Annotated in this window: 19 protein-coding genes and 1 tRNA gene; 19 read left to right on the plus strand and 1 reads right to left on the minus strand. The window is 41.9% G+C overall.

Annotated elements, in window-relative coordinates; genetic code table 11:
• The first annotated feature begins 35 nt into the window (after positions 1-35).
• The 14 genes from yqiS to K8O68_RS18410 all read left to right on the plus strand — a co-directional run bounded on the left by yqiS (position 36) and on the right by K8O68_RS18410 (position 13,043).
• On the plus strand, positions 36-938 hold the full coding sequence (gene yqiS, locus K8O68_RS18345) for a phosphate butyryltransferase (RefSeq protein ID WP_230898218.1): 903 nt from the start codon (positions 36-38) through the stop codon (positions 936-938).
• A gap of 24 nt (positions 939-962) precedes the next feature.
• Positions 963-2,060: a Leu/Phe/Val dehydrogenase gene (gene bcd, locus K8O68_RS18350; RefSeq protein WP_230898219.1), complete on the plus strand. Its 1,098-nt coding sequence runs from the start codon at positions 963-965 to the stop codon at positions 2,058-2,060.
• A 72-nt stretch (positions 2,061-2,132) separates the two neighbouring features.
• On the plus strand, positions 2,133-3,218 hold the full coding sequence (gene buk, locus K8O68_RS18355) for a butyrate kinase (RefSeq protein ID WP_230898290.1): 1,086 nt from the start codon (positions 2,133-2,135) through the stop codon (positions 3,216-3,218).
• A gap of 36 nt (positions 3,219-3,254) precedes the next feature.
• Entirely contained in the window at positions 3,255-4,682 is a 1,428-nt protein-coding gene (gene lpdA / locus K8O68_RS18360) for a dihydrolipoyl dehydrogenase (protein WP_230898220.1), read from the plus strand.
• Between the two features lie 51 nt (positions 4,683-4,733).
• Positions 4,734-5,729, plus strand: coding sequence for a thiamine pyrophosphate-dependent dehydrogenase E1 component subunit alpha (locus tag K8O68_RS18365; protein WP_230898221.1), 996 nt, complete (start codon positions 4,734-4,736; stop codon positions 5,727-5,729).
• A gap of 4 nt (positions 5,730-5,733) precedes the next feature.
• On the plus strand, positions 5,734-6,717 hold the full coding sequence (locus K8O68_RS18370; RefSeq protein ID WP_230898222.1) for an alpha-ketoacid dehydrogenase subunit beta: 984 nt from the start codon (positions 5,734-5,736) through the stop codon (positions 6,715-6,717).
• 58 nt (positions 6,718-6,775) lie between these two features.
• Positions 6,776-8,095: a dihydrolipoamide acetyltransferase family protein gene (locus tag K8O68_RS18375; RefSeq protein ID WP_230898223.1), complete on the plus strand. Its 1,320-nt coding sequence runs from the start codon at positions 6,776-6,778 to the stop codon at positions 8,093-8,095.
• A gap of 151 nt (positions 8,096-8,246) precedes the next feature.
• Complete coding sequence (locus K8O68_RS18380; protein ID WP_230898224.1) at positions 8,247-8,684, plus strand: hypothetical protein; 438 nt, start codon at positions 8,247-8,249, stop codon at positions 8,682-8,684.
• 105 nt (positions 8,685-8,789) lie between these two features.
• The gene (locus K8O68_RS18385; protein WP_230898225.1) at positions 8,790-10,061 is read left to right on the plus strand and encodes a metal ABC transporter solute-binding protein, Zn/Mn family; all 1,272 of its coding nucleotides are present in this window, start codon (positions 8,790-8,792) and stop codon (positions 10,059-10,061) included.
• Between the two features lie 215 nt (positions 10,062-10,276).
• Positions 10,277-10,690: a BrxA/BrxB family bacilliredoxin gene (locus K8O68_RS18390; protein ID WP_230898291.1), complete on the plus strand. Its 414-nt coding sequence runs from the start codon at positions 10,277-10,279 to the stop codon at positions 10,688-10,690.
• A 117-nt stretch (positions 10,691-10,807) separates the two neighbouring features.
• The gene (locus K8O68_RS18395; RefSeq protein WP_230898226.1) at positions 10,808-11,158 is read left to right on the plus strand and encodes a hypothetical protein; all 351 of its coding nucleotides are present in this window, start codon (positions 10,808-10,810) and stop codon (positions 11,156-11,158) included.
• An 83-nt stretch (positions 11,159-11,241) separates the two neighbouring features.
• Positions 11,242-11,316: transfer RNA gene (locus tag K8O68_RS18400), tRNA-Arg, on the plus strand.
• A 186-nt stretch (positions 11,317-11,502) separates the two neighbouring features.
• Complete coding sequence (locus K8O68_RS18405) at positions 11,503-12,471, plus strand: aromatic acid exporter family protein (RefSeq protein ID WP_230898227.1); 969 nt, start codon at positions 11,503-11,505, stop codon at positions 12,469-12,471.
• A gap of 53 nt (positions 12,472-12,524) precedes the next feature.
• The gene (locus K8O68_RS18410; RefSeq protein ID WP_230898228.1) at positions 12,525-13,043 is read left to right on the plus strand and encodes a L,D-transpeptidase; all 519 of its coding nucleotides are present in this window, start codon (positions 12,525-12,527) and stop codon (positions 13,041-13,043) included.
• 90 nt (positions 13,044-13,133) lie between these two features.
• Here K8O68_RS18410 and prli42 read toward each other — a convergent pair whose 3' ends face one another.
• Positions 13,134-13,223, minus strand: a complete 90-nt coding sequence (prli42, locus tag K8O68_RS18415) for a stressosome-associated protein Prli42 (RefSeq protein WP_177174149.1) — start codon at positions 13,221-13,223, stop codon at positions 13,134-13,136.
• Positions 13,224-13,536: 313 nt separating this feature from the next.
• Between prli42 and K8O68_RS18420 the strand changes: the two genes are divergently transcribed.
• The 5 genes from K8O68_RS18420 (at position 13,537) to K8O68_RS18440 (ending at position 19,712) form a co-directional block, all read left to right on the plus strand.
• On the plus strand, positions 13,537-15,174 hold the full coding sequence (locus K8O68_RS18420; RefSeq protein ID WP_230898229.1) for an acyl-CoA mutase large subunit family protein: 1,638 nt from the start codon (positions 13,537-13,539) through the stop codon (positions 15,172-15,174).
• A gap of 19 nt (positions 15,175-15,193) precedes the next feature.
• Positions 15,194-16,021: a methylmalonyl-CoA epimerase gene (mce, locus tag K8O68_RS18425; protein WP_230898230.1), complete on the plus strand. Its 828-nt coding sequence runs from the start codon at positions 15,194-15,196 to the stop codon at positions 16,019-16,021.
• Positions 16,022-16,039: 18 nt separating this feature from the next.
• On the plus strand, positions 16,040-17,590 hold the full coding sequence (locus tag K8O68_RS18430; RefSeq protein ID WP_230898231.1) for an acyl-CoA carboxylase subunit beta: 1,551 nt from the start codon (positions 16,040-16,042) through the stop codon (positions 17,588-17,590).
• A gap of 88 nt (positions 17,591-17,678) precedes the next feature.
• The gene (locus K8O68_RS18435; RefSeq protein ID WP_230898292.1) at positions 17,679-18,794 is read left to right on the plus strand and encodes a M20/M25/M40 family metallo-hydrolase; all 1,116 of its coding nucleotides are present in this window, start codon (positions 17,679-17,681) and stop codon (positions 18,792-18,794) included.
• Positions 18,795-19,202: 408 nt separating this feature from the next.
• Complete coding sequence (locus K8O68_RS18440; protein WP_230898293.1) at positions 19,203-19,712, plus strand: MarR family transcriptional regulator; 510 nt, start codon at positions 19,203-19,205, stop codon at positions 19,710-19,712.
• Positions 19,713-19,836: the final 124 nt, after the last annotated feature.

Genomic DNA, 19,836 nt, shown 5'->3' on the forward strand with positions numbered 1-19,836 from the left:
GCGGAGCCATTGGAATTTATGAAAGGTGGAGCATCATGGATCTAAACACATTATTCCATAAAATAAAAAACCAGGAATCACAAACGATAGCAGTTGCCCATGCAACAGACCCTACTGTGTTTGAATCCGCAGAAAAGGCACTGGAGAAAAACCTGGCCTCCTTTATTTTTACCGGGCCGGAAAGTGAAATGAAAAAGGCGCTTAATGAAGCTTCCTTTACGTTTGGGGATGATACCCGGGTATCATTTATTAACACGGAAAGTGATAAAGAATCTGCCCAGACAGCAGTTGAGATTGTAAAACAGGATAAAGCGCGAGTATTAATGAAAGGGATGGTTTCAACCTCATTGCTTTTAAAAGCTGTCCTTAACAAAGAAAATGGCTTAAGAACCGGAAAAATTCTCTCCCATCTTGCGGGCTTTTCATTGCCCGGCAGAGACAGTCTTATGTTTATTACTGATGCTGCCATGAATATTTCTCCTGATTTAAAGGAGAAAGTCCAGATTATTGACAATGCAGTTGATGCAGTAAACAAAATGGGAGTAGATAAACCAAAAGTCGCTGTCATTGCGGCTGTAGAAACAGTTAATCCTGCAATGCAGGCTACATTGGATGGAGCGGCATTAACACAGATGAACCGCAGAAACCAAATAAAAGGCTGTGAGGTGGATGGCCCGTTAGGTTTCGATAATGCTGTTTCCAGGACTGCAGCCAGCCAGAAAGGGATTACTTCAGAAGTTGCCGGGAATGCAGATATCCTTCTCGTGCCAGGAATAGAAACAGGAAATGTTCTTTATAAGTCTTTAACTTATTTTGGGCAAGCAGTTGTAGGAGGAATGATTGTAGGGGCAAAAGCGCCGATTGTGTTAACATCGCGCTCAGATTCTGCAGACAGTAAATTATTTTCAATGGCAATGGCTTTAAGTACTACAAAATAATTTGACTTTTTAGGGGGAAGAATCATGGAATTATTTAAGTATATGGAGAAATATGATTACGAGCAGACAGTAGTATGCCAGGATAAAGAATCCGGGTTAAAGGCTATTATTGCAATCCATGATACAACATTGGGGCCGGCACTCGGGGGCACCCGGATGTGGACGTATAACAATGAAGAGGAAGCATTTGAAGATGCATTAAGACTGGCTAAAGGCATGACATACAAAAATGCGGCGGCCGGACTAAACCTGGGAGGGGGAAAGACGGTTATTATCGGCGATCCCCGCAAAGATAAAAACGAAGCAATGTTCAGGGCATTCGGACGCTTTATTCAAGGGTTAAACGGCCGTTACATCACAGCAGAAGATGTTGGGACCACAGTGGAAGATATGGATTTAGTTTATTCCGAAACTGATTATGTTACCGGAATTTCACCTGCCTTTGGCTCCTCTGGAAACCCTTCCCCTGTTACCGCTTATGGGGTATATGTAGGAATGAAAGCCGCTGCAAAAGAAGCCTTTGGAGATGACTCTCTCGAAGGGAAAACTGTCGCAGTACAAGGAGTCGGCAATGTCGCTTATAACTTATGCCGCCATTTGCATGAAGAAGGAGCCCGGTTAATTGTAACAGATATTAATAGAGAAGCTGTTCGGAGCGCCGTTGAAGAATTCGGGGCAGAGGCTGTCGATATTAATGATATCTACAGCGCAGACTGTGATATTTATTCCCCATGCGCTTTAGGAGCGACAATTAATGATGAAACAATTCCACAGTTGAAAGCAAAGGTTATTGCAGGAGCAGCAAATAATCAGTTGAAAGAAAGCCGCCATGGAGATATAGTGCAGGAAAAAGGTATAATCTATGCGCCTGATTATGTCATCAATTCAGGAGGAGTCATTAATGTAGCTGACGAACTTATCGGTTATAACCGGGACCGCGCAATGAAAAAAGTAGAGACTATTTATGACAGCATTACGAAAATTTTTGATATTTCCAAGCGCGATAATATTCCATCTTATCTTGCAGCCAATCGTATGGCAGAAGAAAGAATTGAAATTATGAGAAAATCACGCAGACAATTTTTAACTAATGAAATGAGTATTTTAAGCCGTGGAAGATAATAGGCCTTAACCTGCTCTTTCAAGACAGGAGCAGGTTAAGCAATGGTTTTATTGAATTTGGAGGGAAGCAGAGTGGAACATCAGGAGTTTAGAATATTATCCATAAATCCAGGCTCCACTTCTACAAAAATAGGAGTTTTTGATAACGATAAAGAAGTCATGATTGAAACGATCAGGCATGACCGGGGAACATTAGGCGCTTTCGATTCAATTATTGATCAGTATATGTTTCGAAAAGAAATGATTCTGGAAACCTTGGACCAAAGCGGAATCAATCTGTCAAAACTTTCAGCTGTGGTAGGCCGGGGAGGATTACTTCGGCCTATCTCGGGCGGGACTTATCATGTAAATGAGGACATGCTTAAAGATCTTCGAGACGGTTATTCAGGGCAGCACGCTTCAAACCTGGGAGGCATCATCGCCTATGAGATTGCTGACCAGTTAAATATTGAAGCCTATATAGTAGACCCTGTAGTCGTTGATGAAATGGATCCGGTAGCCAAAGTGTCGGGTTTTGCCGATTTCGAAAGAAAAAGTATTTTTCATGCTCTAAACCAGAAAGCAGTAGCGCGGAAAGTAGCCTCTGAGCTTGGAAAACCCTATGAGCACCTGAATTTAATTGTCGTACATATGGGGGGAGGAATTACGGTCGGCTCTCACAAATCGGGGAGAGTGATTGACGTAAATAACGGGCTGCATGGCGAAGGGCCTTTCTCTCCTGAAAGAGCTGGAACTGTCCCTGCGGGAGACCTTGTTTCGCTTTGTTTTTCCGGCGAGTATTATGCAGATGAGGTTATGAAAAAGATGGTCGGCCAAGGGGGACTTGTCGGGCATCTTGGGACCAATGATGCTGTGGAAGTGGAAAGCCGGATTTCCAAAGGGGATGAAAAAGCTGAATTGGTTTACGAAGCAATGGCTTATCAGGTTGCTAAAGAAATAGGCAGTCACGGGGCAGTTCTGGGCGGAGAAATAGACGCCATTATTTTAACAGGCGGTTTAGCTTACGGAAAAGAATTTGTCCAGAAAATCGTCTCTCGTGTAAAATGGATGTCAACAGTCATTATTAAACCGGGTGAAAACGAAATGCAGGCACTCGCAGAGGGAGCATTAAGAGTTTTGCACGGTGAAGAGGAAGCAAAAACTTATAAGGTAAACTAAGGTGAAAATCAAGCTTTACGTCAGGAGGGATTTCTTATGGCTAAAGAATATGATCTGGTCATATTAGGAGCTGGTACAGGTGGTTATGTGGCTGCTATCAGAGCTTCCCAACTCGGCTTAAGTGTGGCTGTAGTCGAGAAAGGAAAACTTGGAGGCACGTGTTTACATCAGGGATGTATTCCGAGTAAAGCTTTACTCAGAAGTGCTGAAGTGTATAAAACTGTGAAACAGGCAGAAGAATTTGGTGTCACGGCGGAGAAAACCGCATTAAACTTTGAAAAAGTTCAGGAAAGAAAATCCAGGATAGTTGACCAGCTTTATAAAGGTGTTCAGCACCTTATGAAAAAAGGGAAAATCGATGTGTATGAGGGATTTGGCCGTATATTGGGCCCATCAATTTTTTCCCCGACCTCGGGTACGATATCGGTAGAACGAAGCGACGGTACGGAAAATGATATGTTAGTTCCTAAAAACGTATTAATTGCTACAGGCAGCAGACCTAAATCTCTTCCTGGCCTGGAAATAGATGAAGAGCACATCCTTTCCTCAGACGGGGCATTGAGGCTGGAAAAGCTCCCTGAATCTATCACAATAATCGGCGGAGGAGTCATTGGGATAGAATGGGCCTCCATGTTTGCAGATTTTGGTGTAAAAGTAACCGTTCTTGAATATCTGGATCGTATTCTGCCTCTTGAAGATGAGGAAGTCTCAAAAGAAATGCAGCGTGCAATGAAGAAAAAAGGTGTCAAAGTTATCACTGGCGCCAAAGTGCTTTCCGACCAGGTTAAAAAAGAAGGCAATCAGGTTCATGTCACTTACGAACATAGAGGGAAATCAGTTCAGGCCAGTGCAGAAAAGGCCCTTGTATCAGTCGGAAGAGCAGCGAACATTACCGATATCGGGCTGGAAAACACAGACATTCAAGTGAAAAATGATGTCATAACAGTCAACAAAAATTACCAGACAAAAGAATCCCATATTTATGCTATTGGAGATGTGATCGGAGGCCTTCAGCTGGCTCATGTTGCTTCTCATGAAGGAATCGCTGCAGTCGAGCATATGGCAGGGGCAGTAGCACATCCAGTTGAGGAAGAGATGGTTTCAAAATGTACTTACTCATCTCCAGAAGCGGCAAGTGTAGGCTTGACTGAAAAAGCTGCCAAAGAGAAAGGGTATCGTGTAAAAACAGGCAAGTTTTCATTCAAAGCTATTGGAAAAGCGTTAGTTTACGGTGATACAAGCGGTTTTGTGAAATTTGTATCCGATGCAGATACAGACGATTTACTGGGAGTTCATATGATTGGACCGCATGTGACCGATATGATCTCCGAGGCAGCTCTGGCAAGAGTCCTTGATGCTGCCCATTGGGAGGTAGGCCAGACCATCCACCCGCACCCGAGCTTGTCAGAAGCAATAGGCGAAGCTGCTTTAGCGGTAGACGGAAAAGAGATACACGGCGGGTAAGCTGGTTCTTCCGATTTAAGAATAATGAAAGGTTAATAAGGAGGTTTTACTATGAGTGAACTTCGTCATCATACGATAGGTCTCACAGATGATGATGTGCTGAAAATGTATGAAACAATGCTTTTAGCACGAATGATTGATGAAAGAATGTGGCTGCTGAACCGGGCGGGCAAAATAGCGTTTGTTATTTCCTGCCAGGGGCAGGAAGCTGCTCAAGTTGGGGCTGCTATGGCTCTTAACAATGAGAAAGATTACGTCCTTCCGTATTACCGGGATATGGGGGTAGTTCTCCAATTTGGAATGACACCTAAAGAATTGATGCTTTCAGGATTCGCTAAAAAAGAAGATCCTAATTCCGCAGGGCGCCAAATGCCAGGCCATTTTGGACAAAGAAAAAACAGAATTGTGACCGGCTCATCCCCGGTTACTACCCAAGTCCCTCACGCAGTAGGTTTTGGACTTGCAGCGAAAATGAAAAAAGAAGACTTTGTCGCTTTTACTACTTTCGGTGAAGGTTCTTCCAACCAGGGAGACTTCCATGAAGGAATTAATTTTGCAAGTGTACATGACCTGCCTGTAATTTTTATGTGTGAAAATAACAAATACGCGATTTCTGTGCCTCTTGATAAACAATTAAATATTGAGAACGTATCAGACAGAGCGGTCGGTTATGGAATTCATGGCGAGTCTGTTGATGGAAATGACCCTCTTGCAGTGTATGAAGCAGTTTCCAAAGCTAGAGAGAGAGCGTTAAATGGAGGAGGCCCTTCATTAATTGAAACAGTATCCTACCGTCTGACTCCACATTCAAGTGACGATGATGACAGTGTTTACCGAGCTAAAGAAGAAGTTGAAGCAGCCAAAAAGATAGATTCCATTCATACGTTTGGTTCTTATTTAAAGGAAACAGGTGTTTTATCGGATGAGAAAGAGGAAGAAATCCGGGCAAGACTCCGTCGGGAAATTGATGAAGCAACAGATTACGCAGAAAAAGCGCCATACGCAGAAGCAGAATCCTTAATGGATTATGTTTACGGAGAGGAGTGATCGTATGCCTGTTATGTCATATATTGAATCCATTACTCGTGCAATGAGAGAAGAAATGGAACGTGATGAAGATGTATTTGTACTTGGAGAAGATGTAGGGAAACGTGGGGGCGTTTTCCGTGCCACTGACGGACTATACGAACAGTTCGGTGAAGAACGTGTCATTGATACTCCATTAGCAGAATCCGCTATTGCCGGTGTCGGTATTGGAGCTGCCATGTATGGTATGCGTCCTGTGGCAGAAATGCAGTTTGCTGATTTTATTATGCCTGCAGTCAATCAGATTGTCTCTGAGGCAGCTAAAATACGTTACCGTTCAAACAACGACTGGATTTGCCCTATTACCATCCGTGCACCTTACGGAGGAGGCGTCCACGGAGCGTTATACCATTCACAGTCTGTAGAGGCACTTTTTGCCAATATACCGGGATTAAAAATTGTCATGCCTTCTACGCCGTACGATGCTAAAGGGCTTCTTAAAGCAGCAATCAGGTCAAATGATCCCGTTTTATTTTTTGAACATAAACGTGCCTACCGTTTGATTAAAGGCGAGGTCCCAGAAGAGGATTACACTCTTCCTATTGGAAAAGCCGAAGTGAAACGTGAAGGAAAAGACATCACTGTGATCACATACGGCCTTTGTGTCCACTTTGCCCTGCAAGCTGCGGAGAACCTTGAAAAAGAAGGGTATAACGCCCATATTCTTGACTTAAGGACAGTTTATCCTCTTGATAAAGAAGCGATTATTGATGCTGCTAAGAAAACTGGAAAAGTCCTTCTCGTCACAGAGGATAACAAAGAAGGAAGTATCATGAGTGAAGTAGCAGCTATCATCGCAGAGCATTGTTTATTTGATCTGGATTCGCCGGTTCAGAGGCTTGCAGGTCCGGATGTTCCAGCTATGCCTTATGCTCCGCCAATGGAAAAAAGGTTTATGGTAAACGCAGATAAAGTAGAGGAAGCCATGCGGGACCTGGCGGAATTTTAACCTGTTTTTCAAGTGATTTATACTAAGCCCGGACTATACACTGAAGGAGGATAATTGGATGGCTACAGAAATTACGATGCCTCAATTAGGCGAAAGTGTTACTGAAGGAACGATTACTAAATGGCTTGTTGCTCCTGGAGACCAGGTTAATAAGTACGATCCTATTGCAGAAGTAATGACTGATAAAGTAAATGCCGAGGTCCCGTCTTCATATACAGGAACAATTAATGAATTGATTGCTGAAGAAGACCAGACAATAGAAGTGGGAGAAGTCATTTGTACGATGAACATAGAAGGCGGTGAGGCTGTCGAGAGTAAAGAGGAAACAGGCTCTCCTGCTGTTCAGCAAGCTGAATCAACTGACAGCGGGCAGCCGGAAAGCTCCTCTTCAGATACTTCCTCAAAAAAACGTTATTCACCGGCTGTACTCAGGCTCGCGCAGGAAAATAATATCGATCTTAACCAGGTGGAAGGCTCAGGGCGGGGAGGGCGCATTACCCGTAAAGATCTAATGGCAATTATTGAAAGCGGCGATGTGCCTGGCCAAGACACCGGTTCTGCTTCTCAAAAAGCGCCTGAGGCAGTTAAGGAAGCGAAACCTGCGGACATGCCGTTAAACGGCAGGGAACAGGAGAGAACAGACGTAAGCAAACCTTCCGGGGGGACAACGAGCGGGAGAGCAGAGGAAGTCCCGGTAAGCGGTGTGAGAAAAGCCATTGCACAGAATATGGTGAAATCCAAGCATGAAGCTCCGCATGCCTGGATGATGATTGAAGTGGATGTCACTGATCTCGTCCGTTTCCGCGAAAAGGTGAAAAATGAATTTCAGGATAACGAGGGTATTAAATTGACTTTCCTGCCTTTCTTTATGAAAGCTGCAATCGATGCACTAAAAAAGTACCCGCAAGTGAACGCTAAATGGGACGGGGATAAAATTATACGTTATAAAGATGTCCATTTATCGATGGCCGTGGCCACAGAGGAAGAATTGTTTGTACCGGTCATTAAGCATGCGGATGAGAAAAACATTAAAGGCCTTGCCAGGGAATTAAATGATATTTCCCGTAAAGTCAGATCAAACTCTTTAAAGCAGGAAGATATGCAGGGAGGGACCTTTACACTCAATAACACCGGGTCTTTTGGGTCTGTACAGTCCCAGCCGATTATTAACACTCCTCAGGCAGCCATTTTATCTGTTGAATCGATTGTTAAACGCCCGGTTGTTCTTGAAAACGATGCAATTGCGGTAAGGCATATGGTAAATCTGTGTATGTCACTCGACCACAGAGTGCTGGACGGCCTTATTTGCGGCAAGTTTATGAATCATATTAAACACTCATTGGAAAACATGAATGAAAAGACGGTATCCATATACTAAGTCAGACAGTCTATAAATAAAATTATGAAGTAATCTGCCTGGTTTGCAGCATTACATGTGTTTGAATTTTCCGGCCCTGTATTGTGGGCCGGTTTTTTTCATGTTTTTAGAAAAGGTGTTCATAATAACTATTAAAGGAGGTATATAACCAATGTCTTTAATGCTCGTATTTTTATTAGCGGTCCAAACAGCAGTGGGATTTCCGTGCGGCGGTTCGGACTACACAGATTATAACGAGAATAGTAATGCTGTCATGTATGAAACGTCTGCGTTAAAGCCTCACTTTAATTATTATTATGAACTTTTATTTGAAAAACACAGACCGGATTTAATGGAAGAGTGGAAAGAGGTGGAAAGAGAGAGGGAAGCACTCACTAAAAAGCTTAAAGAATTTAATAAAGAAAAACGGACCAACTTATGCGACAGCATTCCAGATGAGTGGTATGAACATCATCAGCTCGCCCAGGAACGGTTTCTTCAGTCCGTTAAAGAAAGAGAAACGTCTAAAATAAAAATTAGCTTATATCATTTACTTGCTGTAAAAAAAACCTGGAATGAAGAGATGAAAGAAGCGTTAAAAAAATCTTAAGAGTTATTTGCTTTAATCGTAATGATTTTGGTTTACAAAATAAAAAAACTAAGCTATAATCCCTTTTGTACTAATAAAACGTAATTATTACGAAAGGGGATTGCTATGTTTAAAAAGTTATCGATTACTTTTTCATTAATGCTGGCTGGAAGTACATTTTTAGCTGCTTGCGGCGATAATACCAATGAAGAAGTTAATCTTGGAAATGAATCTGAGGAGAACAGTAATGCTGAGTCCGAAGCGGAGGATATTGAACCCGTTCATATTATGACTACTCTTTATCCAATCGAAGACTTTGCCAATCGAATTGGCGGGGACTTAGTAGAAGTAGATAATATGGTTCCTGTAGGAGCCGATGCCCATACATTTGAACCGACTGCAAATCAGATGATCGAAGTAGCAGAAGCAGAATTATTTATTTATAACGGTGCGGGGTTCGAAGGTTTCGCGGAGAGTATTAAAGACACTGTGGAATCACATGATGTGGAAATAGTTAAAGCAACAGATGGAATTGAGCTGATTGATTACCACCACGACCACAGCCATGATCATGACCATAATGACGATCACGGCCATGAAGATAACGACCATGACCATAATGACGATCACGGCCATGAAGATAACGACCATAACCATGATCATAATGATGACCACGGACATGAAGACAACGACAATAACCATGATCATAATGATAATCACGGACATGAAGATAACGACCATAACCATGATCATAACGATAATCACGGACATGAAGACAACGACCACAACCATGATCATAATGATAATCACGGACATGAAGACAATGACCACAACCATGATAATAATGATGATCACGGTCATGATCACGATCACGGTGATGAGGACCCTCACGTATGGCTCGATCCGATTCGTTCAATTGAATTAGCGGAAAACATAAAGAACGCGCTTATTGAGGCGCGCCCGGATGGAGAAGAAGAATTTACAGCAAATTTTGAAGAATTAAAAGCAGAATTAGAAACGTTGGATGAAGAATTCATGGAAATGGCTGATAATAAAGCAAAAGATACTATTATTGTATCCCATGCAGGATACGGTTACTGGGAAGACCGATATAGTATTCACCAAATTGGAATAGCAGGTATTTCACCTACAAATGAGCCATCCATTCAGCAAATTCAGGAAGTAATCGCTCATATGGAAGAGAATGATATTAATTACGTGATGTTTGAGCAGAATATCCCTACTAATATTGCTGAGACAGTGCGGGAAGAAGCAGATGCTGAAGATTTATGGCTTCATAACCTGGAGGCGTTAACAGAAGAGGATATTGAGAATGGGGAAGATTATTTCAGTCTTATGAGACAAAATATTGAAGTTCTTGAAACAGCGCTGCATTAAGGGGAGTTTAAGGCGGTTAAGAAGGCGTTTTGCCTTGTTGACCGTCTTTTTTATAGCATAAGACCGTATTTAAAGCAGAAGAAAATTCGATGGTACTGCTAAAACTTTATGGTAAGCCATGTTTTCCTAATAGTTTATATTGGTAAACAAGCTTTATACGTTGTAAAATAGAATTACAGTCTAATCAGAAAGGGTGTCTTTTTGTGGAATTCCAAATGTTTATGAATGATGTAGTGCAAGCTGCGCGTAACGATATGGTTGAAGCTGGCTATCAACAGCTGACAACCCCTGAGGAAGTAGAGGAAGTCTTCAATAAACCGGGAACAGCTCTCGTGCTTGTGAATTCAGTCTGCGGGTGTGCTGGCGGAATAGCAAGGCCTTCTGCAGCTTATATGAAAAACTATGAAGTCCAGGCTGACCATTATGTCACTGTCTTTGCAGGCCAGGATAAAGAAGCGACTGAAAAAGCGCGCTCTTACTTTACCGGTTTTGCGCCATCGTCTCCTTCATTTGCTTTATTAAAAGACGGAGAAATTAAAATGATGCTTGAACGCCACGAAATTGAAGGACATGAGCCAATTGAAGTGGTTAAAAGACTCGAAGAAGGTTTCGATACGCACTTCAAATAAAAAGAGTTAATAAATAAGGGGGAGGCGGTGGAAGCCTCCTCTTCTTTATGCTATAATGCAGTTTGTCATTATTTATATACATAAGTTTTATTATAAATATAATAGGGGGAAAGAGTTGTGAACGAACTTTATAAACAAATTCATGTTTATTTAAATATGGACGAAGAAATTCCTTTTGATGAATTTGAAAAATATTATAAAAAGGTATTAAAATATTTTAACGAACAGGCAGACCAGTTTGAGGAAGAAGATGTATGGAAAGCCTTATTTATTTCTGAGAACGTCATGTCTAATGCAGAAGGGCGTGCAAAAGAGGAAAAAGGAAATAAAGCGAAAAAATATTCAAGAATGGCACAAAGACTTACTTTATGGGCGCAGAATTTTGCTGCCCGTCTGGCTGAAATGGGATATAATAAAGACCAGATGAATGAACGTTTTGAAAAAATGTTTGAAGATGATACAGAATAAAAGATTTTTAATATAAGTCTTGATTTTTTGTTTGAGGATTGTTATACTCCTATAGTGCGGATGAAACGTTCCGCCTTTTCTTTGCGCCTGTGGTGAAATGGATATCATACGAGATTTCGGCTCTCGCGTTCCGGGTTCGAATCCTGGCAGGCGCGCCATAATTATACATATTAATCTTCAGCTTCCTGCTGAAGTTTTTTTTGTTTTAAGGCACTTGAACAATTTGTGCTGAGCAGTTTCAATTCAGCAGCCGCAATAAAGTCTAACTGAAGCGAATTGATCATTATTTCACAGAAATATGTTACGATAAGGAACATAATATTGTTGGAAACAGGTGAACTTTTATGTTCAAAATTGGATATAGAACACTAAAAACAGCTATAGGAGCTGCTCTTGCAACCTTTATTGCACAGGCGCTTGAACTTGATTTCTTTGCTTCTGCCGGAATTATTGCAATACTTTGTGTACAGAAGACAAAGAGAAAATCGGTTCAGGATTCCTGGGCGCGCTTTTTAGCCTGCATAATTGGAATGGTTTACGCGGTACTGATCTTTGAGTTTATCGGTTACCACCCTCTGTCTATTATCGTTTTACTCCTTTTATTTATTCCTACGACGCTTGCGTTAAATATACAGGGAGGGATAGTCACCAGCTCAGTTATCAATTTTCATATTTACACGGTTGCTGATTTGAGCCTCGCCCTTATTATTAATGAACTTGCTTTAATTATTATAGGAATAGGTATAGCTTTAATAGTAAATATGTATATGCCGAGCAAAGAGGACCAGCTCGATCATATGCAGACAGAACTTGAAAGTTATTTTTCAATTATTTTTAAGGAATTCGCCGGCTATATCCGCAAAGGTGATAACAATTGGGACGGGAGAGAAATTACGAAAGCAGCTTCTTTACTCGTAAAGTCAAAAAACCAGGCTTTATTAAATCTGGAAAACCACATTTTACGATATGAAGATGTTTATTACCATTACTTTAAGATGCGTGAAAAACAGCTGGATATTATCGAAAGGATGATGCCCCTCCTTACCTCCATTGAACATCACGTGGAGCAGGCTGACATGCTTGCGGATTTTCTGGAGGAACTGGGAGAAGGCGTCCATTCCAGCAACACAGCACATATATTTATTAATAAACTTGATAAGTTAAAGAATTCTTATAAAAATATGCCATTGCCGGCGACACGTGAGGAGTTTGAAGCCAGATCCGCCCTTGCTCATTTAGTCCGTGAACTTGAGCAGTATCTTGCGATAAAACACCAATTTAAACCGAAAAAAGAATATAAGGTGTTTCGTTGAATAAGCTTCCCAGTATAAACACACTCTAAAGAAAAAGAACGGAGTGGTCGGGGATGTTAGCATTATTTCTCTCGATACTTTCGATAGTATCTCCTGTATGGCCTCTCGGGGACAACCCTTTGCCGGGGGATCCTTATGTCATTGTGAATACTTCTATGAATGAGATGGCTTATATTAATGAAGGTGAAGTAAAACAGACTTTTAAGATAGCCACAGGGAAAAACGGGGAGGAGACACCTGAAGGCGAGTATAATATTATTGTCAAAGCAGTTAACCCCTATTACCGGAAGTTGGATATCAAAGGTGGGGATAAAAAAAACCCCCTTGGCACAAGATGGATGGGTTTTGATGCAGACGATACTGACGGCCGGATATATGGCCTCCACGGGACAAACAGGCCTGAATCGATCGGCTTTAATATTACAGAAGGATGTATCAGGCTTAAGAATTCAGATGTAGAAGTATTGTATGACGAAATACCACTGGGGACTAAAATTCTCATTACCTCCAGCGGGGAGTCATTTGAAGAGCTCGGGGAAATATACGGAGCAATTCCAAATAGCGGTGAATAGAAGTTTGAAGGGCAGCCCGATTCGGGCTGCCCTTTTGTCACGCTTTATAAATAAAATTTGTGAGGAATAGAAGTTTAGGGAGAGGAGCTATTAGAAATAAGCGACTCCTGTTAAGACTGTTCCTAAAAACATTATAACGATCATCATATATACTATTGCTTTACGAAATTTACGGGGCATGTTTTTTCCCTCCTCCTGCAATTCTCTAACTCTATTTTAAATTGTTTTTACACGCTTTTCAACTCTTTTAAAAAGGGCTTGTAAACTTTTATGAGGTATATACTTCCTCCTGTGGGCATGCCTTCACAAAGGACAATTCGTGAGCCTTCCGGAATGGAAGAAAAGTAGAAAGTTTTTAAGAACTGGAGAAAAAAAGGAATTCCTTCTATGGGTAAGAAAGATATGGTATGGTATATTATATTCAGATCATTTTGTAATTTAACTAAATTCTTACTAGTTAATTAATGAAGATAAAGCGGGAGGAGATGACGGTATGAACGAAAATGACCAAGCTTATGACAGATGGAAGAAAAAAGTAGAGGAAGAATTAAGTAAACGTCCTGAAAGAAAAGAAAGCTTTCAAACGTCTTCATCAATCCCTGTCGAAAGGGCTTATTTTCCAGAGAAAATTGACAACGCTTACATAAAATCATTAGGTTTTCCCGGAGAATACCCTTATACGCGAGGCATCAGAAGTACCATGTACAGGGGTAAACACTGGACAATGAGGCAGTATGCCGGTTTCGGTTCAGCAAAGGAAACAAACGAAAGGTTCAGATACCTGCTTGAACAGGGGCAAACGGGTTTATCGGTTGCTTTTGATTTGCCGACACAGATCGGTTACGACTCAGATGACACAATGGCTTTAGGGGAAGTTGGTAAAGTAGGAGTAGCTATAGATACGCTCGAAGATATGGAAATTCTTTTTGACGGCATTTCTCTGGATAAAGTAAGCACCTCTATGACAATTAATGCCCCTGCTGCTGTTTTGCTTGCCATGTACATTGCTGTAGCCGAGAAACAGGGAGTCCCTCAGGATCAGATCAGGGGAACCATTCAAAATGATATATTAAAAGAATATATTGCGAGAGGGACATATATTTTCCCGCCTAAACCTTCCATGCGGATAATTACAGATATATTTGCCTATTGCTCTGAACATGCCCCTTCATTTAATACGATCAGTATCAGCGGGTATCACATTAGAGAAGCAGGTTCTACAGCCGTTCAGGAGCTGGCTTTCACGTTATCGAACGCAGTGGCCTATGTAGAAGCGGCATTGGAAGCAGGACTGGATGTAGACCGTTTCGCTCCAAGGCTTGCCTTCTTCTTTAATGGACATAATGAATTTTTTGAAGAAGTGGCAAAGTTCCGTGCAGCAAGACGTATGTGGGCAAAAATAATGAAAGAGCGTTTTAAGGCAAAAAACCCGAAAAGCTGGCAGCTTAGGTTCCACACACAAGTAGCCGGTTCCACACTGACAGCCCAGCAGCCCGAAAATAATGTCGTGAGAGTCGCTCTGCAAGCATTAGCTGCTGTAATGGGTGGCACACAGAGCCTTCATACAAATGCAAAAGATGAAGCGTTATCGCTTCCAACCGAAGATTCAGCAAGAATTGCTTTAAGAACACAGCAGATTATTGCGCACGAAACTGGTGTTGCTGACACAGTCGATCCGCTCGGAGGCTCTTATTATGTAGAGTCACTGACAGATCAGCTTGAAGAGCAGGCTCAGAAGTATATGTCTCAAATTGATGAGATGGGCGGAGCGGTATCTGCGGTAGAAAAACAATATATGCAGCGGGAGATCAGGCGAGCAGCTTACGATTCCCAAAAAAGGCTCGAAAACGAAGAAGACATCGTAGTGGGCGTAAATAAATTTCAGGTTGGGGAAGAACAGGCTCCGGATTTGTTAAAAGTGGATGAAGCATTCGTAGAGGCTCAAAAAGACCGGCTGAAACAAATACGTTCTGAAAGAGATGAAGATTATGTACACAGTGTCCTGGAGAAGTTAAAGCAGACAGCACAAGACAATGGGAATCTTATGTACCCGATCATAGAGGCGGTAAAAGCGTATGCCACAGTCGGTGAGATTTGCCACAGTTTACGGGATGTATTTGGAGAATATTAGAGAGCTGGAGGTAGCCATTATGGATAAAATACGAGTACTAATTGCAAAGCCCGGTTTAGATGGGCATGACAGGGGAGCGTTAGTTATTTCGCAGGCATTAAGAGATGCAGGGATGGAAGTAATTTATACCGGGCTTCGCCAATCCCCGAAGCAGATCGTCCGCGCTGCTATTCAGGAAGACGTCGATGTGATTGGGTTATCCAGTTTATCGGGAGCCCATAATGTTCTTTTTCCTGAAGTGCTGAAAGAATTAAGAAACAAAGAAGCAGAAGATATTCTTGTATTTGGAGGCGGAGTTATTCCTCTCGAAGATGTTAAATCTCTTGAGGCTCAAGGCATTTTAAAAATATTCACGCCAGGCACCCCGACAAAAGTCGTCGCGACATATATTGAAACGGCCGTAGCGGAGCACAGAGGTGAGAAGGAATCTCACGTGCTGGAACCGCCGAAAAAAGTTGATCATATTGGTATTGCCGTCCATTCGGTGGAAGAAGCCGCATCCTTTTACTCCAATCATTTTCATTTAGTGATAGATCAAGTGGCAGAAGTGCCTGAGCAAGGGGTGAAAGTAGGTTTTCTGCCTTTAGGAAACTGCAAATTGGAACTGCTGGAACCGTTAAACAGTGACAGTCCGATACAGGCTTTTCTTGATAAACGGGGAGAAGGGCTTCATCACGTAGCGTTTGCAGTTGATAATATTCAACAGCGGCTGGACCAGTTAAAAAAAGAGGGGCTTAAACTAATTGATGAAGAGCCTAAAACAGGCGCATCAGGTCACCCTATTGCATTTTTACATCCTAAAACAGCTCATGGCTCATTAATTGAACTTATAGAAACAGAGGAGTAGAAAGGAGGCCTGCAACGAATGGATATGTATGAAAAAATTAATGAACTTTACGATAAACGCAGGAAAATTGAAATGGGCGGCGGCGATAAAAGGATTGAGAAACAGCATCAGAAAGGAAAATTAACTGCAAGGGAACGGATTGACCTGCTGGTAGACGAAGGGACCTTCGTAGAACTGAATGCCTTTATGGAGCACCGGTTTGATGAACCTGGAATGGAAAAAGGATCCGCTCCCGGAGAAGGAGTGGTAACCGGTTATGGAGAAGTGAACGGGCGGATTATATTCCTCTTTGCACAGGATTTTACCGTTTACGGAGGAGCCCTTGGCGAAATGCATGCAAAGAAGATTGCCCACGCCATGGATTTAGCTGTTAAAAATAAAGCTCCTTTTATCGGACTGAATGACTCTGGCGGGGCGAGAATACAGGAAGGTGTTCTATCGCTGGACGGATATGGCCATATCTTTTACCGTAACTCAATATATTCAGGAGTTATTCCTCAAATTTCGGTTATTATGGGACCTTGCGCAGGAGGTGCTGTCTATTCACCTGCCATTACGGATTTTGTCTTCATGGTGGATAAAACCAGTCAAATGTTTATAACCGGCCCAAAAGTAATTGAATCAGTTACCGGAGAAACAATTTCGTCAGAACAATTAGGAGGTGCTTCGGTCCACAGTACAAAAAGCGGCAATGCCCATTTTGCCTGTCAAACAGAAGAAGAGGCCCTCTCTCAAGTGCGTGAACTGCTCAGCTATTTACCGCAGCATCAGGAGGAAAGCCCTCCTGTTAAATCTGTTGAGAAAGACGCGGATGACTTTCTATACGATTTGCTGGACCATATTCCGGTAGATCCCTCTAGGCCATATGATGTTCGTAAAGTTATTAACCAAGTCGTTGACGCAGGAAGCTTCATGGAGGTTCACCGGCAGTTTGCTAAAAATGCCGTGGTTGGTTTTGCCAGACTGGGAGGCATGTCTGTCGGACTGATTGCAAACCAGCCAAAAGTGATGGCCGGAGGGCTTGATATTGATTCGTCAGATAAAATATCCCGATTTATCCGCTTTTGCGACAGTTTTAATATTCCTTTAATCACTTTTGAAGATGTGACAGGATTCCTCCCGGGAGTTCAGCAGGAGCATGGCGGGATTATCCGGCACGGAGCTAAAATTTTGTATGCTTATTCTGAAGCTACTGTTCCAAAAATAACAGTCATTACGAGGAAAGCATATGGAGGCGCCTATGTGGCACTTAATAGTAAGGCAATAGGCGCTGATCTCGTATTCGCCTGGCCGAACGCAGAAATTGCCGTCATGGGGCCTCAAGGAGCCGCCAATGTCATTTTTGCGAGGGAAATTAAAGAAAGTGATAATCCGGAAAAAGTCCGTCAGGAGAAAATTGAAGTGTACCGTGATAAATTCGCCAATCCTTATATTGCAGCGGCCAATGGAATGGTGGACGATGTGATTGACCCCCGTGAAACAAGAATCAGATTGATCAAAAGTTTATCAATGTTAGCCAAAAAAGAGGAACAGCGTCCTGCTAAAAAGCATGGAAATATTCCATTATAGCGGATAAACAAGGATAAGCTGGGACTATCCAGATTTATTTGCTACAATAGCGTGGTAGGATTAAATAGCAATGGAGGAACAAACTGATATGGTTAATGAACAAAGGCTTATTGATGAATTTATCGAACTTGTGGAAATTGATTCTGAAACACGCTATGAAAGAAAAATAGCGGACGTTCTGACGAAAAAGTTTGAAGAACTTGGCGTAACAGTTAAGGAAGATAACTCAGCTGCTGTGACAGGACACGGGGCCGGAAACCTGATTTGTACATTGGAAGGTTCAGCTCAGGCTGATCCGGTTTATTTCACTTCGCATATGGATACGGTTGTCCCTGGTAAAGGTGTAAGCCCGGTTATTGAAAACGGTTATATAAAATCGGATGGTACAACAATTCTCGGAGCGGACGACAAAGCCGGTCTTGCTGCTATGTTTGAGACTGTGCGTGTTCTTAAAGAAAATGGAATTGAGCACGGCACAATCCAGTTTGTTATTACGGCAGGAGAAGAGTCTGGGCTTGTAGGGGCTAAAGCCTTAAACCCGGATGATATAAAAGCTAAATATGGATATGCTCTGGACAGTGATGGGGAAGTAGGGAATATCATTGTGGCAGCGCCTAACCAGTCAAAAATCAGAGCTGTTATTCACGGAAAGACAGCTCATGCGGGAGTGGCACCTGAAAAAGGAGTCTCTGCAATTACAATAGCTTCCAAAGCAATTGCCAATATGCCGTTAGGACGAATTGATGAAGAAACAACCGCCAATATCGGACGATTTGAAGGCGGCAGCCAGACTAACATCGTTTGTGACCGGGTTGATATACTTGCAGAAGCACGCTCTCTTATAAAAGAAAAAATGGAGACACAAACAGCTGCAATGAAAGAAGCGTTCGAGACAGCTGCCGAAGAGATGGGCGGGCGAGCAGATGTAGAAATTAAAGTTGCTTATCCCGGGTTTAAACACGGAGAAGAAGACCATCTTGTAGCTGTGGCTAAGGAAGCTGTCAGTTCAATAGGGCGTTCACCGTCATTAAAACAAAGCGGAGGCGGGAGTGACGCAAATATTATCGCAGGACATGGCATTCCCACTGTTAACTTAGGAATCGGTTACGAAGAGATTCATACAACCAATGAAAAAATACCAGTCAAAGAGCTGGTCAAGGCCGCTGAACTGGTTCTGGCCATTATTAAAAAAACTGCCCAGTAAAGAAATGCGGCGAATAAAGAGACAAAAGAATAGTAATCATTAATAGAGGCTGGGACAAAACTAAAGACAAGTTTGTAAAAGACGAACAATGGTTTTATCAGACATTTTAAAACGTGGATCACTTTTAGTTTTACCAATTATTAAATAGCCTCAGGTTCTTTTGATTTAAGGATAAGGACAGAAGGCGGCGATGCCCAAGCCCCTGGGCTAACGGCCACCTGGCGTCCTGAAATCACTTCTTTTCTCAAAAAGAACAGCCGAACAAGATTTTCAAATTTTGTTCGGCTTTCTTTATGATTACTATTCTTGTGTCCCAGCCCCTTTCTCTTAGGTTATATATCAAACACCATTTGGAGAAATATGGTAAGATATACATGGCAAACAGTGTGAGAAGGAGGTATTATCGTGATGAAAGTAAGTCATGAGGATCATTTATTATTAAATTATATTAGAGGACTGGGAAAAGTTCTTGAAGAAGAATGGCAAGTAAACGCCCATACTTTAGGTATTACGTCTGCTGAGCAGCACGTCATGTGGATAGTGCATACTAAAGGTAAAATATCAGTATCAGAGATTGCCAGAATCGGTCTGTGGGACCGTTCAACAGTTATGCAAATGATTAAAAGGCTCTCGAAGAAAAACTTAATACATTTATCAAAAGATAAGAAAGATTTAAGGCTCACTTATGTGTCTCTTACGGATGATGGTAAAAAGAGGCGGGAGGAATCTGAGCGGAAAGACTTTAAATTGTTCAAATTTATAAAATCTTATTCAGAAGAGAACGAAGGGTTTATAGAAGAGTTAATCCACTTTCACAGAGAGGCCAACCTGCATTTTCACGGAAGGGATTTTGTTGAGTGGGTAGAAAGTTCGTCTAATGAATCGATTTTATCCCTTGAAAAAGGAGAACATACATAAAAAAGGTAATAATACGTATGATTTTATTTTTTAATGCACTAAACATTCGTGTTTAACCTTGCTTTACTCAATGTCCTTTTGGTAAGATATACATGGTCAAAGTAAACCAAAAGGGAGAGATCCT

Source organism: Salipaludibacillus sp. CUR1 (assembly GCF_021028955.1).
Lineage (GTDB): Bacteria > Bacillota > Bacilli > Bacillales > Salisediminibacteriaceae > Salipaludibacillus.